The organism is Gilvibacter sp. (genome assembly GCF_965601605.1).
Taxonomy (GTDB): domain Bacteria; phylum Bacteroidota; class Bacteroidia; order Flavobacteriales; family Flavobacteriaceae; genus Gilvibacter.
Genome location: NZ_CBFCWJ010000014.1, coordinates 18,878 through 35,053, shown reverse-complemented (window position 1 = coordinate 35,053; position 16,176 = coordinate 18,878). Strand labels below are relative to the sequence as shown.

Below are 16,176 nucleotides of genomic sequence, written 5' to 3'. Positions count from 1 at the left end.
TCAGTTGACCGAACTCAAGGCCAACGATTGGTTGATCAATGAAGCCAATCTAGAGGTATTTGTGGATCGTGATCAAGTGCCAGGAGGCGATACAGAACCGGACAGACTCTTTTTGTACGATTTGGACAACAGAAGAGTTTTGATCGACTATGAATTGGACAACACCTTTGCCAACAATGCCAACGAATTCAAAAGTTCGCATTTAGGTCCTGTCCAACGTGATGCCAGCGACAACGGCATCAGCTATAAATTGCGCCTAACAACGCATTTGAACAATATCGTCCGTAGAGATTCTACCAACGTTAGACTCGGAATTGCTGTTGTCCAAGACGTAATTACCACTAACTTTAGAACAGTGGAAACTCCAATATCAGAAGATATTAATAGTGTACCTGCGGGAGGGATTAACTCTCAGCAAGGAACTATTTTGCACGGTAACGCTTCTCCGGATTCGGCCAAGCGTTTGAAACTGACAATCTATTATACAGACCCCGAGTAATACCTTATAACTATGTGTGGAATTGTAGGCTACATTGGCCATCGTGATGCTTACCCAATTATACTCAACGGACTTCGACGTCTAGAATATCGCGGATATGACTCTGCAGGTATTGCACTGTATGACGGGGAAGACATTCAGCTTTGTAAAACGGCTGGAAAGGTTGATGACCTTTCTCAAAAAGCCGATGTTCACATTTCTAAAGACGGACATCTTGGTATAGGACACACCCGTTGGGCAACCCATGGGGTTCCAAACGATACAAATTCTCACCCACATGTTTCCAACAGTGGGGATCTGGTATTGATCCACAACGGGATCATCGAGAACTACGCGACCATTAAAAAAGAGTTAGAAACTCGTGGTTACACCTTCCAGTCGGATACCGATACAGAAGTACTGGTTAACTTGATCGAAGAAATCAAGAAACAGGAAGACGTAAAACTTGGAAAAGCGGTACAAATTGCTTTAAACCAAGTAGTTGGAGCCTATGCTATTGCGCTATTTGACCGTAAAAAGCCCAATGAGATCATTGTGGCGAAATTGGGTTCACCTTTAGCTATTGGAATTGGTGAAGAAGAATTCTTTGTGGCTAGTGATGCCACTCCTTTTATTGAGTTTACCAACAATGCCATCTATTTAGAAGACGGTGAGTTGGCAATTATTCGTTTAGGACGAGAGGTTCGAGTAAGAAAGATCAAAAATGACAAACGAGTTGATCCTTCGATTCACGAACTTAAGCTCAATCTAGAGCAGATAGAAAAAGGCGGTTATGATCACTTTATGATCAAGGAGATCTACGAGCAGCCCAATGTGATTAAGGATACTTACAGAGGTCGACTTTTGCCAGATCGCGGAATTGTGCGTCTAGGCGGATTAGAAGATCATATCCAAAAGTTCATGAACGCAGACCGTATCATTATTGTGGCCTGTGGAACCAGCTGGCATGCCGGTTTGGTGAGTGAATATATTTTTGAAGAATGGGCGCGTATTCCAGTAGAAGTAGAATACGCCTCCGAATTTAGATACAGAAACCCGATCATCACGGAGAACGATGTGGTCATTGCCATTTCTCAATCCGGAGAAACTGCAGACACCCTAGAGGCCATCAAGTTAGCCAAGCAACGCGGTGCCTTTGTCTACGGAGTTTGTAACGTGGTTGGTTCCAGTATTTCGAGAGAAACACATAGTGGAACTTATACTCACGCCGGTCCAGAGATAGGAGTTGCTTCTACTAAAGCTTTTACTACCCAGATCACAGTACTTACGTTAATGGCTTTGCGAATTGCTCAAGAAAAGGGAGCCATGTCTCAAAGTGACTATATGATGCACTTGCGCGAGCTAGATCTGATTCCGGAAAAAGTAGCTGAAGCACTTAAAACAAACGACCATATTGAAGCAGTAGCAGCCCAGTTTAAAGATGCAGCTAACTTCTTGTATTTAGGTCGAGGATATAACTTCCCAGTGGCTCTAGAGGGTGCTCTAAAACTCAAAGAGATCTCTTACATCCACGCTGAGGGTTATCCAGCGGCAGAAATGAAGCACGGACCTATCGCCTTGATCGACGAGCAAATGCCTGTTGTGGTTATTGCGGTAAACAGCGATCACTACAAAAAGGTGGTAAGTAATATCCAAGAGATCAAAACTCGTAAAGGAAAGATCATTGCAGTAGTGACAGAGGGAGATTCCACAGTAACAGAATTGGCTGATTATGTGATGGAAGTACCTAAAACAACAGAAGCTTTGAGTCCTTTAGTGACTACAATTCCATTGCAATTATTGTCTTATCATATAGCCGTAATGCTCGGCAGAAACGTGGACCAACCACGAAACTTAGCCAAGTCGGTAACGGTAGAGTAAAAATTTCTCAAAAAAAGCGTTTAAGCCTCCCATTTTTTCGGTTAAAGAACTATCTTTGCACCGTTAAAAATGAGGGGCTTATTGGCTCTTCTAAATGAAGAAATTAAATCCGAACAAATGTCAGACGTTTCAGGTAAAGTTGTACAAATTATCGGACCTGTTGTAGACGTAGAGTTTACAGGTGGTCAGGAACTTCCAAAAATTTACGATTCTCTAGAAGTTGCCTTGGGCGGAGGAACCTTAGTACTTGAGGTTCAATCGCATATCGGTGAGAACACAGTTCGCACCATCTCTATGGATTCTACAGACGGTTTGAGCCGTGGGGTAGATGCTAAAGTAACCGGGCAGCCGATCCAGATGCCAATTGGAGAAGATGTTTACGGACGTCTTTTCAACGTGATTGGAGATGCGATCGACGGAATCGGAAACCTTCCTAAAACAGGAGACAACGGACTTCCTATTCACCGTGAAGCACCAAAATTTGAGGATCTTTCTACTTCTACAGAAGTGCTTTTCACCGGAATCAAAGTAATTGACCTTATTGAGCCTTACGCAAAAGGTGGTAAGATTGGTCTTTTCGGCGGTGCAGGTGTAGGTAAAACAGTATTGATCCAGGAATTGATTAACAACATTGCAAAAGGACACGGTGGTCTTTCAGTATTCGCCGGTGTAGGTGAGCGTACTCGTGAAGGAAATGACTTGCTTCGTGAGATGTTGGAATCTGGAATTATCAAATACGGTGACGACTTCTTGCATTCTATGGAAGAAGGCGGATGGGATCTTTCTAAGGTTGACAAAGCTGCTATGAAAGACTCTAAAGCGACATTTGTATTCGGACAGATGAACGAACCTCCAGGAGCACGTGCTCGTGTAGCACTTTCTGGTTTGACTATTGCTGAGTACTTCCGTGATGGTGCTGGAGATGGACAAGGGAAAGACGTACTTTTCTTCGTAGATAACATCTTCCGTTTTACCCAGGCGGGATCTGAGGTATCTGCACTTCTTGGTCGTATGCCTTCTGCGGTAGGTTACCAACCAACACTGGCAACAGAGATGGGTGCTATGCAGGAGCGTATTACTTCTACTAAGAAAGGATCTATTACTTCTGTACAGGCGGTTTACGTACCTGCGGATGACCTTACTGACCCGGCTCCAGCGACAACCTTTGCTCACTTGGATGCAACAACAGTATTGTCTCGTAAAATTGCTGAGCTTGGTATCTACCCAGCGGTAGATCCACTAGATTCTACTTCTCGTATCCTTACTGCTGACATTCTAGGAGACGAGCACTACAACTGTGCACAACGCGTAAAAGAGTTGTTGCAACGTTATAAAGAGCTTCAAGATATTATCGCGATTCTTGGTATGGAAGAACTTTCTGAAGAGGATAAAATGGCCGTAGGACGTGCACGTCGTGTACAACGTTTCCTTTCTCAGCCTTTCCACGTAGCAGAGCAGTTTACCGGTATCCCAGGAGTACTTGTAGATATCAAAGAAACAATCAAAGGATTTAACATGATTATGGACGGTGAATTAGATCACCTTCCAGAAGCAGCATTCAACTTGAAAGGATCAATTGAAGAAGCAATTGAAGCTGGAGAGAAAATGTTAGCGGAAGCTTAATCACCAAATAGATAAGAAATGCATTTAGAAATCGTAACTCCAGAAGCAACACTATTTAGCGGCGAGGTAACCTCTGTTGCTGTACCAGGTGTGCAAGGGGAATTCCAAATGCTGAACAATCACGCAGCCACTGTTTCTTTACTAGGGCCTGGAACCGTCAAGGTTTGGGGAGATGTGAAGTTAGAGGAAGAGGTAGCCGATAAATTTACCCAAGGTAAAGACGGCATCACTCGTTTGGAGATCAGCTCCGGAACTGTGGAGATGAGTGACAATAAAGTGATTGTCTTGGCAGATTAAGTTCTACACATCATTAAAAGATTAAAGCCTTTCCATTTTGGAAAGGCTTTTTTTATGTCCAAAAACAGGTAGAAACCCCCTGTTTTGACTTTAGTCAGTAACCGACATTTATCCTCTATAACAAAAGACCTTGATTATCAAGGGTGTTATGATTAGAATCTCACGAAAACTACTGCGCAAGTCTTTGACTTGTGAAAAACTAAAGGAATGAAAAAACTACTCTACGCAACCGCGCTTATCGTTTTGGCAAGTTGCACGTCGGACAACACCAATGAAAGCGAACAAGTATTGACAACAGCAGACAAAGTGGCTATTGTCATGGAAATGGAACCGGATCCTGCTTTTGACGAATCCAACAGTGGATTATTCAAAGGAATCATTGCCAGCTATGATCTCAAAACAAAAGGTACGCTAGTCATCAATACTACAGAAAAAGGCGGTTATGTTGCAGCAGCGCGCTTGCACAAAGCTCATGACGGAATGGAAGGGATCGTACTGTTTGAAGGAAGTCAAGATATTAGTGATCCAGATCGCTTGTACTTTGACTCAGACCGAGGGTCTTTTGAAGTACTTCTCAATAATGAGAAACGTTTGGTCGTTGAACATTTTGAGTTTGATGAGGTAGACACGTATATGGTTGCGTACAAGCGCAGCCGCGGTACTGATGTGTCCTTAGCGATGGGAACATTTGACGACGATTATAGTACTCCAGGAGGTTTTGAAGGTAATTGGGATGCCATCCACCGCGGGAGTATTTATACTTCTCCAGCAGGAGAACACTCAACCTTTACAACTAACTTGCTTATGGTTGATGAAATAGTGATCTCTCAAGGAGGCAATATGTATATCAATCAAGACGGAATACAAAACGATGATCCATTTGATGAGCCTTGTTTTTACGAGTCGGCTCCAGGTGTTCCTGAGAACTTTCCACATGTGTGGTTCTATGACACTACAGGATATCGAGAATTTATTGGATATAATCAAACAACAACCTTCGCCACACGTGTTGCGACATGGTCTTTAGCCTATTATTTCTTTGGGGGAGACTTTATCTACGATACACCTACATGTGGGTCGTCAGAAGCTGCTGGTTATGGAACTTTTAGTTGGGATGGAAACAACGGTAGAATCCGTGTAGACACCCTGGCTGATCTTTAGTAATTTCAAACTGTTCTAATTTTAAAAGCCCCTAGTAGCTTGGGGGCTTTTTTTATTTTTCATATCGAAGCAGATCTCCTGGTTGGCATTCCAATTCTTCACAGATGGCCATAAGCGTCGAAAATCGGATGGCTTTGGCCTTTCCAGAGCGCAGAATGGAAAGATTGGCCTGGGTAATTCCCACGCGCTCGGCGAGCTCTTTACTGGTCATGTTTCGCTCGGCCAACAATTTATCTAAGGCTATGATTATAGGCACGCTTATATGGTTAAGTCGTTTTCGTCCTTCAAGGTTTGCGCTTGTTTAAACAGTTCTGCAAGTATAAAGAATCCTAAAGCAGCAGGTATTAAATAGGTGAGTTCAGTTTTGAACAACTGTATGAATGAAAAGTCGTTTTTTAGGGTAAAAGCACTTATAGATTGCACTACGACTAAACCAACGGTATAGCTTATAAAAGCGTTACCCACCTTTTTAAAATTATCACTCACCTTGGTACCGTAATAGTTTCCTTTTTCAATCTCCCTAAGTATAGTGAGAAAGTGTGTGAACGCATAGATCAGAAGACCTCTTATTACAAACATGGCCACGGTTAGTGAGTAATAGGCCCACTCCATAAAGTTCTCTTCAAAGCTGATAGGCTTATCAGGATTGGCAGTTGCGGCCCACTCTTGAAACTCGGTAAATCGATTCAGCCTGAATTCGTTGATGTCATTCAATAAAATGCTGGCTGCACTTACTATCAGTACCCAGGTAATTATTTGTAGGGTTTGTAGGTTTGATTTCATAGCTATTAAACGGTTAATTCGTTTTCTTCCTTAAGCAGTCTGGCCCGATCAAAAACCTCACTCAAAACCAAGAAAAATGCACCTATGCCACCATAGATCAAAAGGTCATTCGGTGATAGACTCACAGTGATCTTGTTGAAGCTCCAATAATTAGTAAGAAACTTAGTGATGAACATCAAGATACCAGCAGTTATAACCAACTTTCCTATACGGAGTAGAAGACTTATTACCGTTTGATTGAATAATTGTAGCTTTTTGAACTCTTGCAGGACTTTACGAAAGAGATAAAGACTGAATATCAAAAGCCCATAGGTGATCAGGCTCAGACAGAGCACCACTACCAATTGAAATCCGCTTAGGTCGATCATACTCCCATAGAGTGTGTTTGTGAATGATTGACCGGTCCAACTCATATAGATCACAAATCCAACAAAAATAAAAAGAGTCGGAATAGAGAGATACCAAATGATATCTACTATAGTCTTAAGAAGATTTAATCGCTTCATAATTATTGTTTTTCGATAACAAAGATATAAAAATTATCGAAAAACAATAATAAATTACAACATCGCCATATATAAAAAGGCAGCAAGGGCTCCGCCAACCAGTGGTCCAACTACAGGAATCCAGGCGTAATTCCAACCGGAATCACCTTTTCCTTTAAGTGGTAAAATAGCATGCATAATTCGCGGTCCGAGATCTCTTGCAGGGTTGATTGCATAGCCCGTAGGTCCTCCTAAACTAATACCGACTGCCCACACAATAAAGGCAACTGGAATTGCTCCTAAGGACCCTAATCCAATAATGCCTTCTTGTTCGCCTACCGATAGATCTGGTCCTACAATATAAAAGACGGCAAAAACCAATACGAAGGTTCCTAAGATCTCCGTCATTAGGTTTCTAAATGTATTTGGAATAGCTGGGGTATTGCAAAATGTGGCGTGAATACTCGCCGGATCCTCTGTGGCGTCATAATGGTCCTTGTGAGTTATCCAAAGGGCAACCATCGCCGCCATAGCACCAATGAACTGCGCCGCGATAAACATCGGAACCTGCGACCATTCAAACAGTCCAGCTATGGCCAGAGAAATAGTCACGGCGGGATTGATGTGGGCCCCACTGTATGGTCCTGCAATGAGCACGGCCACATAAACAGCCATGGCCCATCCGGTGGTAATCACGATCCAGCCTGAATCATGTCCTTTGGTGCCTTTAAGTACTACATTACAAACCACACCATTACCGAGTACCATCAAAATAAAGGTGCCTATAATTTCTGCAATAAAAGGAGTCATATTGATAAGTTGTTAGTTGGTTATTCTATCCAGTTTGCAGCGCGTTTTACTGCTTTATGCCAGGTTTCTAAATAGCCCGCCGCTCGCTCGGGATCCATGGCTGGCTCAAAGTTGCGATCCACTTTCCATTGAGATTTAAGCGATTCCAGATCTGGCCAAAATTCAACTGCTAATCCCGCCAAGTATGCCGCACCAAGAGCGGTGATTTCTAAAAGTTTTGGTCGAACTACGGGGAATCCAAAGATATCGGCTTGGAACTGCATCATGAGATTATTGGCTGTTGCGCCTCCGTCTACACGGAGTTCGGCTCCAGCTACACCAGAATCTGCTTCCATAGCTTTTACGATATCGTATACTTGATAGGCAATTCCTTCTAAGGTTGCTCGCGCGATATGTGCCTGTGTACTTCCTCGCGTAAGTCCAACAATAGCTCCACGAGCATATGGATCCCAATGTGGTGCGCCTAGTCCGGTTAATGCTGGAACAAAGTAAACTCCGCCATTGTCATCTACACTGCTGGCTAAGGCTTCTACCTCCTTGGCATCATCAATTATTTTAAGACCGTCTCTGATCCATTGTACCGCAGCTCCTCCGACAAAAATACTTCCTTCTAAAGCGTAGGAGACTTGATCGTCGATCTGCCAGGCTATGGTCGTTAAAAGATTGTTCTTGGAATAAACGGGTTTGTCTCCGGTATTCATCAGCAGGAAACAACCAGTGCCGTAGGTATTCTTTACCATTCCTTCTTCCGTACACAACTGACCAAAAAGCGCTGCTTGTTGATCACCGGCAATGCCCGCAATAGGTACGGTGCCTCCTAAAATGTCGCTGGCAGTTACTCCATAAACCTCACTGCTGGATTTCACCTGTGGCAAAATTGTACGAGGAATATCTAATAATTTGAGCAAGTCCTTGTCCCAATCTAAGGTATGGATATTGAAGAGCATGGTTCTGCTTGCATTACTCACATCAGTTACAAAACTCTTTCCGTTAGTGAGTTTCCAAATAAGCCAAGTGTCAATAGTTCCAAAGCAAAGATTTCCTTGCTTTGCCTTTTCACGAGCCCCTTCCACATGATCCAAGATCCACTTGAGTTTGGTTCCTGAAAAGTAAGCGTCTATGATCAGGCCGGTTTTCTCTTTAATGTTTTCTACATGACCTTCTGCTTTGAGTTGGTCACAGTATTTAGCCGTACGGCGATCTTGCCAAACAATCGCATTGTAGATAGGCACGCCTGTTTCTCGATCCCAGACCACAGTGGTCTCACGCTGATTGGTAATGCCGATTCCTGCAACGGCTTCTGAAGTCACTTGGGCCGATTTAAACGCTTGACGCACGGCATAGAGTTGAGATTCCCAGATCTCCAAAGGATCGTGCTCTACCCAACCCGGTTCTGGGAAGATCTGCTGAAAGTCTTTTTGTCCCACGCCGCAATTGTTTCCAGAATGGTCAAAGAGGATAGCTCTTGAAGAGGTGGTTCCTTGGTCTAACGATAGGATGTATTTTTTACTCATACTCTGCGTTTTAGTCCAGCAAATACTGATTTGCCAGTTTATTGAAAGATTCGAGCTGTGCCTGCTCCCATTCGGAGTCTTTTTGCAACTCTTTGGCCAAAATTTCTGCCACTTTTGGAGCGGCCTCAATTGCTGCTTGGGCATCTAAAAATAGTAAACGAACGCGTCTGGCCAAAACGTCCTCAACACTGCGGGCCATTTCTTGGCGAACTGCCCAAACTACTTGTCCCAAAGTATAGGCGAAGTTGGGGTGTAAAAGTTCCTTGTAATTCGCATCATCTGCTTCAAAACTTTTGTAGGTTTCCAAATCACCGCCGTACATTTCAAAATGAGCGGGAATGTTTGGATCCTGCGCGTCAATATTGCCTCGAATGGCAAGTTCTTTGGTTTTTGACGGATTTTGCTGAAAGCCGTAATCGGTAATTATGGTATCGATCACGTCTTCTGCCATTTTTCTGTAAGTGGTCCATTTTCCGCCTACAATTGTGACCACGCCCTGTTCACTGAGTATTTTATGCGAGCGCGATACTTCTTTAGTGTTGGTTTCGTCTTTTTTAGGTTTGGCCAAAGGTCTTAGTCCAACAAACACAGATCTTACTTCCTCACGCGTAGGAACCTTGGTCAGGTACTGGCCAATAGTATTTAAGATGAATTCAATCTCTGATTCCAAAGCTACTGGCTCTATTTTCGGCTTCTTGATTAAAGTATCTGTAGTTCCGGCGAGCACTTTTCCATTCCATGGAATGATGAATAGCACGCGCCCGTCAGAGGTTTTTGGGATCATCAAAGCAGTTTCGCTCTGAAGAAATTCTGCATCGAGTACCAAATGAACTCCTTGACTGGGTACTACAGTTTTTTTGTGGCTTGCATCCTTCAGCTTTAAAACCTTGTCTGTAAAGATTCCAGCAGCGTTAACCACCACCTTTGCATGGACCGTGTATTCCACTTCAGTTTCCATGTCTTTTACAACAACCCCAGTTGCATTTCCTTCCGCATCGCTCAATAAATTCACAACGCGCATATGATTCATGACCAAAGCCCCTTGGTCGCTAGCAGTTTGTGCGAGATTAACGGCAAGACGCGCGTCATCAAATTGACCATCGTAATAGGAAACTCCCTTTTGTAGCCCCTTGGTTTTTAGCGTCGGAAGGGCCGCAATGGTCTTCTTCTTGGAGATCAAAGTAGATTTTCCCAGACTGAATTTTTGCGCCAATAGATCGTAAAGCTTAAGACCGATGGTATAATAGTAGCCTCCCCACCAGGTGTAATTAGGGATTATGAATTCTTGCCGTTTAAAAAGATGTCCTGCGTTTTTTTCCAGAAGACCGCGTTCCAAGAGGGCCTCCTTAACCATTTTGACATCACCTTGTTGCAAATATCGAACGCCTCCATGGACCAATTTGGTACTTTTACTGGAAGTTCCTTTTGCAAAATCATGCCATTCAAAAAGCGCAGTTTTAAGACCTCTACTGGCGGCATCTACTGCTATTCCTAGCCCGCTAGCACCTCCGCCAACAATAATTACATCAAATACTTGTTCGTTAGCCAGAGCGGCCAATTGTGATTTTCTGGTCTTCAATGGATGGATTCGTTGTTCTTTCTAAAAATACCAAATTATATCAGCAATAGAAAGGGAGCTAAGGGTTGAGATTAAAAAATTGTTAGCAATTCACGGGTTCAGGACAAATCGAGCGGTCAAATAATTTTAAGCCCTTAAAATCTCTTGTATTTTTGTGTTGATGAACAACTTGCCTGAAAAACTGAAAAAGCGACTCTTGGCGCGTCAAGCCAGCGACTCTTTGCGAACGCTTAAGACTTACAGCGCGCAATATGATTTTTCATCCAACGACTATTTGGGTATGGGGCGTTTACAGTTTGAGTCTAAAGAAGCTTTTACCTCTGCAGGAGCAGGAGGTTCGCGTTTACTCACGGGGAACCACGATGCCTATGGGGTCTTTGAAGCGCGCCTATGCGATTTTCACCAGCAAGAAGCTGCATTAGTATTCAATAGCGGTTATGACGCAAATTTAGGATTGATAGCTGCAGTTGGTTTACGGGGTGATCTCATCCTGTACGATGCTTTGGCGCATGCTTCTATCCGCGACGGAATACAGCTTGCTCAAGCTAGAGCAATTAAGTTTCGTCATAATGATTTGGAGCATTTAGAACAACTTTTGGCTACTCATATGCCTGAAGACGCTAGTTGCTATGTCATTACGGAGTCCGTCTTCTCTATGGATGGGGATAGTCCAGATCTAGAGGCCATGGTGGAGCTTTGTGGAACTTATAAAGCACATTTAATAGTTGATGAGGCCCATGCTCTTGGTGTTTTCGGAACGCGCGGTGTTGGTTTGGTTCAGGACTTGGGATTGCAAGATAGATTGTTTGCGCGGGTAGTGACTTTTGGCAAAGCCTTAGGTTACCATGGAGCTGCTGTCTTGGGAAGTGTGGAGGTTAAGTCCTACTTAGTCAATTTCGCCAGACCGCTCATCTATTCTACGGCTTTGGCTCCTAAACACGTGGCGACACTAGAATTGAGGTATCAATGGCTTGCGGAATCCGAAACGAGTCTTCAAGCAATTGAAAGGTTACATCGTAATATAGCATTATTACGATCATGTATTGAAAAACGTAAGCTTTCGGATTATTTTATACCGTCAGAATCCGCCATTCACACGGTAGTAATTCCTGGCAATTCGCAAGTCAAGGCTATAGCAAAGCAGTTGTCTGAACTCGGCTTTGGCGTACTGCCTATTTTGGCGCCAACGGTGCCGGAAGGTTCGGAGCGTATCCGAATCTGTCTGCATAGTTATAATGACCAGGAATCCATTAAATTGCTTATTGATAAATTAGCCGAGATCATTCATAAAGATGCTCTATAGAAAAGTCGCATACACTTCCAGTTGGTCCAAAACCTTAGTAATCGGATTGGTTTTGGGTATGATTCTGCCTTTGATCATCGTTCTTTTAAAACCATTTGATTCTGAACAATACACCGCTTCGTTTAAATATCTGCGGATTTTTGGATACGCGGGAGTCGTTGCTCTTTGTGTTTTTATTGTACATATTCTAGAGGAGTTCTTTTATCGTAAAAGTAATGGACAGTGGAAACTCTGGCAGGAGTTGGTCGTTTTGTTAGTGGCAGCTCCAATTATGGTTTGCTTATGCGGCGTGTATAATTTTTATGTGATCAATTCGGAGTCTAATTTGAGTTGGTCGTGGATGGCTGATTTCTTGGTGAACTTCGGTTTGCCCTTTGCCCCTTTATTGATTCCGGCTTGGGCGGCCTTAAGGCGTCATTTTGGAAAAGTCAATTTAGAAACATCTACTGCAGTGCATGCAGAACGCATTTCCATTGAAGGCGTTAATAAGACCGATCAGTTGACCTTGGATTGGAATGCGTTTATCTACGCGCAGGCCCAACAGAACTACGTGAAGTTTGTCCACTTAAATAAGGATCGGTTAGAATCAACAATGATCCGATCTACTTTGGCAGCCGTTGCAGGACAACTTCCATCGGCTCTACAAGTACATCGATCCTATTTGGTCAATGCTGATTTTGTCACTCAGGTGGCAGGCAATTCCAGAAATAGACACATCCTTCTTCAAGGCGTGGAAGAACCCATTCCCGTCTCCAAAAAATACTATGAAGCCTTTAGTGAAAGGCTTTCAAATTCGTCCCAATAACTGCAGAATAAGCCCTAAAATGGGGCATTGGTCACAAATTCTGCAACTTGGTCACACTAATTTTTTAGCTCAAAAATTTCATCTTCTATTTGTCTCATCAAAACAAATAAATCATGAAATCAAAAGTAATTTTTCTAGTATTATTCGCCTTAAGTTCATTAACCGTTTTAGCGGAACCGCCAGCCAAGCGCGAAAGACAAATTGAGACCATTCTTGAACTTACTAAAGCTAATATTTGCAACCCTCATTTTTTAGAGACACCACAATGGCAAGAATTCGTAACCACTCTTGAGCAAGCAAAAACCCTCAATTTGAACGACGAGGAATTTGCTCGCCTATTTAATCAAGCTAGCAAAAAACTGCCCTTTTCTCACTACTATTTGAACTATACCAAAGGAGGTTCATCTTCATCTAGGAAGAACTTCTCTTTGGAAGAGATAGACACCAACACAGCTTTATTGAACGTAGCTTCTTGGTCTCGAGATCCTCAAGCCATGATAAAAGTTATTGGTCAAATTGAATCCAAGGGATATTCAAAACTGATCATTGACCTTAGAGATAATACTGGCGGAACCTTGGATGCAGCTGTTATTTTAGGGCAGTATTTGACCAACCAAACCGTTGATGCCGGAACCTATATTACCCGCTCTTGGTTTGAGCAGACAGCAGACTATCCAACGCAAGATGAAATTGCTCAAATGGACTATTTAAAAGAGATGAGTTATGCAGAGTTCGGGCGTATGATGCAACAACCGGCTTTTAGAATGATCATTCCTGGACACAACAATAAGGTTTTTGAAGGTGAGGTAATGGTATTGGTCAATGAGAACACCGCCAGCACCAATGAACCTTTAGTGCATCTGATTCAACAATACCACTTAGGAACACTAATTGGGACAAAAACTGCTGGAAATATGATGAGCGGCCGTTTCTTTAAGGTCTCGAGAAAGTTACGTTTGTTCTTACCTGTTGCCGATTACGTTACGGCGGAGGGAATTCGTCTGGATCAATTGGGAGTGACCCCAGATGTTCAAGTGAGTAGTGGACAAGCTTTAGACAAGGCAAAAGAATTACTCGGTTTATAGCAATTTTATGAGCCCGGCATAGAAATGTTCTAAGGCCGGGTTCGTATTTTTGTGCCATGCAAAGGATTTTTGTCAGTGGAATTGGAACCGATGTTGGAAAGACAGTGGTCGCTGCAGTGCTCACAGAAGCATTGCAAGCAGATTATTGGAAACCTGTGCAAGCAGGAGATCTTCACAACTCAGATACACATAAAGTACAGCGCTTGATCAGCAATGATAAAACAGTCTTTCATCCCGCTGCTTATGCTTTGCAGACGCCAATGAGTCCGCACGGAGCTGCGGCTATTGATGGCATTGAGATCGACTTGAAAAAGATCATCCGCCCAAAGACAAAGAACCACTTGGTCATTGAAGGAGCTGGAGGACTACTGGTTCCGCTTAATAATAAGGACACCGTTATTGATATTGCTCAAGCCGATGATCATATTATCCTAGTTTCTCGACACTATTTAGGAAGCATCAATCACACTTTGTTGAGCCTGGAATTGCTTAAAGCTCGCGGATTCAAAAAGATCAGTTTGATCTTTAGCGGAGATGAGCATCCTACTACAGAGAGCATTATTACCACCATGCATCCAGAGGTGCCTGTTATTGGTCGTATTGATGACGAACCTTATATTGATCAGCGCGTTGTTGCCTACTATGCAGATAAGTTTAAATCTGAACTGAAATGAGTCTTTCCAAACGCGATGCAAAACACCTTTGGCACCCGTTAACGCAACATAAAGTTGCAGGCGAGGCCTTCCCAATTGCACGTGCAAATGGAGTTTATCTTTGGGATGAACAGGGCAATTCTTATATCGATGCGATTTCCAGCTGGTACATCAGTATGTATGGGCATTGCAACCCGATGATCACTTCTCGAGTTGCGGAGCAAATGCTGCGTATGGATCAGATTGTCTTTAGCGGATTCACCCATGAAACGGCGGTGGAGATGTCTGAAAAACTCATGGAGCTTCTCCCAGACAATCAACAAAAGATCTTCTTCTCAGACAACGGTTCTACAAGCATAGAGGTAGCCGTTAAAATGGCCTTGCAGTATCATTTCAATCAGGCTGAAAAGCGGGATTTTCTCGTTGCTTTTGAGAACGGATTTCACGGAGATACCTTTGGAGCCATGTCTGTCTCTGGCTTGGATGTTTATAACGGTCCTTTTAGTGATTTTTCCTTGGAGGTGATTCGCATTCCTGTACCTAACGGAGCGAACAACAAACAGGTTCTTGAACTGCTTGAAGCGCAATTGGCAACCGGACGCGTAGCTGCGTTTGTCTTTGAACCCTTGGTCCAAGGTGCGGCTGCCATGCAGCTTAACGATCCAGCGGGTCTATCTGCTTTGATTGAAGCCTGCCATAAAGCGGGAACTTTGTGTGTTGCTGATGAGGTCATGACCGGATTTGGCAAGACGGGAACGCATTTTGCCAGTCAGCAGCTTAGTCATTTGCCAGACATCATGTGTTTGAGTAAAGCGCTTACTGCCGGACTTTTACCTATGGGACTCACCACTTGTTCCCAAAAGGTATACGACGCCTTTTACAGTGATCAGCTCGCTGATGGCTTTTTTCACGGGCATACCTATTCTGCCAATCCGTTGGCCTGCGCTGCCGCAATCGCAGCTATGGAGCTGTTGGTTTCTGATGAGATTCAGCAAAATATCCAAAGGGTCATTGCGTCTCATGCTGAGTTTGATAAAAGTATTCGAGAGCACGAAGCTGTCTCTCAAACACGTCAATGTGGAGTGATTTACGCTTTAGATCTTAAAAAAGAGATTCCGCGTTACGGCCCCGAGCGCGATGCTGTATTGAAGTTCTTTATGGATCGCGGGGTTTACTTAAGACCTTTGGGCAATACTGTATACATAGTACCCCCTTTTGTGATTAAAAAGGAAGAATTAGATAAGATTTATGCGGTGATAAAAGAGGCTTTAGTCGTCTTCGGCTAGTAGCAATCTATTGTTGATCAGATCGTAGACTTCTTCAGACCCAGAGACTTTAAAACGAATGTAGGTATAGGTCCAGGAATCTCCAGATTTTTTACCCCAAACCAAGATCTCTCCGCTGTCCTTTGGTCCTTTTACCGGAATCTTTAGATCTGCAGTTCCTTCATTGTTTTGAATGCTAATGTTGCCCTGAGCCATGCCTGTTGTTTCAATGGGTTCGCCCAGTTTGTCAATGACCCATTCGCTTTCCTGCGCCTTGGTCAATGCCGTTTGATAGGGTTGAGATTCCTTAAATAAGGCAGAAACACCAGTGACTAGTGAGAATACAAAAACAGCGATCAAGATGACCACAATAAGACAGCCACCCGTAGGTAATGCCCATTTCCAATTGCGTTGCCACCAATTTTTTTCAGGTAGTTGTTCTTCCATAGGGTTT

Annotated in this window: 17 protein-coding genes; 10 read left to right on the top strand and 7 right to left on the bottom strand. The window is 43.3% G+C overall.

The annotated features are described in order from the left end of the window. The 5 genes from ACSLP7_RS03815 to ACSLP7_RS03795 all read left to right on the top strand — a co-directional run. Positions 1-499, top strand: a 499-nt coding sequence (locus ACSLP7_RS03815) for a DUF4270 family protein (protein ID WP_435578088.1), incomplete at its 5' end; no start/stop codon positions are given. 12 nt (positions 500-511) lie between these two features. Next, a complete protein-coding gene (gene glmS / locus ACSLP7_RS03810; RefSeq protein WP_291182299.1) occupies positions 512-2,359 on the top strand; it encodes a glutamine--fructose-6-phosphate transaminase (isomerizing) in 1,848 nt (615 codons plus the stop codon). Between the two features lie 117 nt (positions 2,360-2,476). Then, complete coding sequence (atpD, locus tag ACSLP7_RS03805; RefSeq protein WP_291182300.1) at positions 2,477-3,982, top strand: F0F1 ATP synthase subunit beta; 1,506 nt, start codon at positions 2,477-2,479, stop codon at positions 3,980-3,982. Between the two features lie 18 nt (positions 3,983-4,000). Beyond that, on the top strand, positions 4,001-4,279 hold the full coding sequence (locus ACSLP7_RS03800) for a F0F1 ATP synthase subunit epsilon (RefSeq protein WP_435578087.1): 279 nt from the start codon (positions 4,001-4,003) through the stop codon (positions 4,277-4,279). A gap of 207 nt (positions 4,280-4,486) precedes the next feature. Continuing rightward, positions 4,487-5,440 (top strand): hypothetical protein, encoded by a 954-nt coding sequence (locus tag ACSLP7_RS03795; protein ID WP_435578086.1) that lies wholly within the window; start codon positions 4,487-4,489, stop codon positions 5,438-5,440. A gap of 52 nt (positions 5,441-5,492) precedes the next feature. Here ACSLP7_RS03795 and ACSLP7_RS03790 read toward each other — a convergent pair whose 3' ends face one another. From ACSLP7_RS03790 to ACSLP7_RS03765, 6 genes are read right to left on the bottom strand one after another with little or no spacing between them, the layout of a single operon-like run. Next, complete coding sequence (locus tag ACSLP7_RS03790; protein WP_435578085.1) at positions 5,493-5,696, bottom strand: helix-turn-helix domain-containing protein; 204 nt, start codon at positions 5,694-5,696, stop codon at positions 5,493-5,495. A gap of 2 nt (positions 5,697-5,698) precedes the next feature. Then, entirely contained in the window at positions 5,699-6,223 is a 525-nt protein-coding gene (locus tag ACSLP7_RS03785; RefSeq protein ID WP_435578084.1) for a DUF2975 domain-containing protein, read from the bottom strand. A 5-nt stretch (positions 6,224-6,228) separates the two neighbouring features. Further along, positions 6,229-6,729: a DUF2975 domain-containing protein gene (locus ACSLP7_RS03780; RefSeq protein ID WP_435578083.1), complete on the bottom strand. Its 501-nt coding sequence runs from the start codon at positions 6,727-6,729 to the stop codon at positions 6,229-6,231. A 54-nt stretch (positions 6,730-6,783) separates the two neighbouring features. Continuing rightward, entirely contained in the window at positions 6,784-7,518 is a 735-nt protein-coding gene (locus ACSLP7_RS03775; protein WP_435578082.1) for an MIP/aquaporin family protein, read from the bottom strand. Between the two features lie 20 nt (positions 7,519-7,538). Continuing rightward, positions 7,539-9,032, bottom strand: a complete 1,494-nt coding sequence (glpK, locus tag ACSLP7_RS03770) for a glycerol kinase GlpK (RefSeq protein ID WP_435578081.1) — start codon at positions 9,030-9,032, stop codon at positions 7,539-7,541. Positions 9,033-9,042: 10 nt separating this feature from the next. Beyond that, the gene (locus tag ACSLP7_RS03765; protein WP_435578080.1) at positions 9,043-10,611 is read right to left on the bottom strand and encodes an FAD-dependent oxidoreductase; all 1,569 of its coding nucleotides are present in this window, start codon (positions 10,609-10,611) and stop codon (positions 9,043-9,045) included. Positions 10,612-10,771: 160 nt separating this feature from the next. Here ACSLP7_RS03765 and ACSLP7_RS03760 point away from each other — a divergent pair, with 160 nt between their 5' ends. The 5 genes from ACSLP7_RS03760 to bioA all read left to right on the top strand — a co-directional run bounded on the left by ACSLP7_RS03760 (position 10,772) and on the right by bioA (position 15,743). Next, positions 10,772-11,914 carry an aminotransferase class I/II-fold pyridoxal phosphate-dependent enzyme gene (locus tag ACSLP7_RS03760; RefSeq protein ID WP_435578079.1) on the top strand — a complete coding sequence of 381 codons (1,143 nt, stop codon included), beginning with the start codon at positions 10,772-10,774 and terminating at the stop codon, positions 11,912-11,914. Next, positions 11,904-12,719 carry a LytR/AlgR family response regulator transcription factor gene (locus ACSLP7_RS03755; protein WP_435578078.1) on the top strand — a complete coding sequence of 272 codons (816 nt, stop codon included), beginning with the start codon at positions 11,904-11,906 and terminating at the stop codon, positions 12,717-12,719. The genes ACSLP7_RS03760 and ACSLP7_RS03755 overlap by 11 nt, the downstream gene beginning before the upstream one ends. Positions 12,720-12,832: 113 nt before the next feature. After that, positions 12,833-13,804 (top strand): S41 family peptidase, encoded by a 972-nt coding sequence (locus tag ACSLP7_RS03750; RefSeq protein WP_435578077.1) that lies wholly within the window; start codon positions 12,833-12,835, stop codon positions 13,802-13,804. 56 nt (positions 13,805-13,860) lie between these two features. Then, complete coding sequence (bioD, locus tag ACSLP7_RS03745; RefSeq protein WP_435578076.1) at positions 13,861-14,478, top strand: dethiobiotin synthase; 618 nt, start codon at positions 13,861-13,863, stop codon at positions 14,476-14,478. Then, on the top strand, positions 14,475-15,743 hold the full coding sequence (gene bioA / locus ACSLP7_RS03740) for an adenosylmethionine--8-amino-7-oxononanoate transaminase (RefSeq protein WP_435578075.1): 1,269 nt from the start codon (positions 14,475-14,477) through the stop codon (positions 15,741-15,743). Before bioD ends, bioA begins: the two co-directional genes overlap by 4 nt. Here bioA and ACSLP7_RS03735 read toward each other — a convergent pair. Then, positions 15,726-16,169: a cytochrome c oxidase assembly factor Coa1 family protein gene (locus ACSLP7_RS03735; protein WP_435578074.1), complete on the bottom strand. Its 444-nt coding sequence runs from the start codon at positions 16,167-16,169 to the stop codon at positions 15,726-15,728. The genes bioA and ACSLP7_RS03735 overlap by 18 nt on opposite strands. Positions 16,170-16,176 lie beyond the last annotated feature (7 nt).

What these genes read in the sequence shown, in the direction of transcription:
- glpK (WP_435578081.1), bottom strand. Translation starts at nt 9,032, where the DNA reads ATGAGTAAAAAATACATCCTATCGTTAGACCAAGGAACCACCTCTTCA.
- ACSLP7_RS03795 (WP_435578086.1), top strand. Translation starts at nt 4,487, where the DNA reads ATGAAAAAACTACTCTACGCAACCGCGCTTATCGTTTTGGCAAGTTGC.
- ACSLP7_RS03760 (WP_435578079.1), top strand. Translation starts at nt 10,772, where the DNA reads ATGAACAACTTGCCTGAAAAACTGAAAAAGCGACTCTTGGCGCGTCAA.
- ACSLP7_RS03800 (WP_435578087.1), top strand. Translation starts at nt 4,001, where the DNA reads ATGCATTTAGAAATCGTAACTCCAGAAGCAACACTATTTAGCGGCGAG.
- bioA (WP_435578075.1), top strand. Translation starts at nt 14,475, where the DNA reads ATGAGTCTTTCCAAACGCGATGCAAAACACCTTTGGCACCCGTTAACG.
- bioD (WP_435578076.1), top strand. Translation starts at nt 13,861, where the DNA reads ATGCAAAGGATTTTTGTCAGTGGAATTGGAACCGATGTTGGAAAGACA.
- ACSLP7_RS03735 (WP_435578074.1), bottom strand. Translation starts at nt 16,169, where the DNA reads ATGGAAGAACAACTACCTGAAAAAAATTGGTGGCAACGCAATTGGAAA.
- ACSLP7_RS03775 (WP_435578082.1), bottom strand. Translation starts at nt 7,518, where the DNA reads ATGACTCCTTTTATTGCAGAAATTATAGGCACCTTTATTTTGATGGTA.
- ACSLP7_RS03755 (WP_435578078.1), top strand. Translation starts at nt 11,904, where the DNA reads ATGCTCTATAGAAAAGTCGCATACACTTCCAGTTGGTCCAAAACCTTA.
- ACSLP7_RS03785 (WP_435578084.1), bottom strand. Translation starts at nt 6,223, where the DNA reads ATGAAATCAAACCTACAAACCCTACAAATAATTACCTGGGTACTGATA.
- ACSLP7_RS03780 (WP_435578083.1), bottom strand. Translation starts at nt 6,729, where the DNA reads ATGAAGCGATTAAATCTTCTTAAGACTATAGTAGATATCATTTGGTAT.
- ACSLP7_RS03750 (WP_435578077.1), top strand. Translation starts at nt 12,833, where the DNA reads ATGAAATCAAAAGTAATTTTTCTAGTATTATTCGCCTTAAGTTCATTA.
- glmS (WP_291182299.1), top strand. Translation starts at nt 512, where the DNA reads ATGTGTGGAATTGTAGGCTACATTGGCCATCGTGATGCTTACCCAATT.
- atpD (WP_291182300.1), top strand. Translation starts at nt 2,477, where the DNA reads ATGTCAGACGTTTCAGGTAAAGTTGTACAAATTATCGGACCTGTTGTA.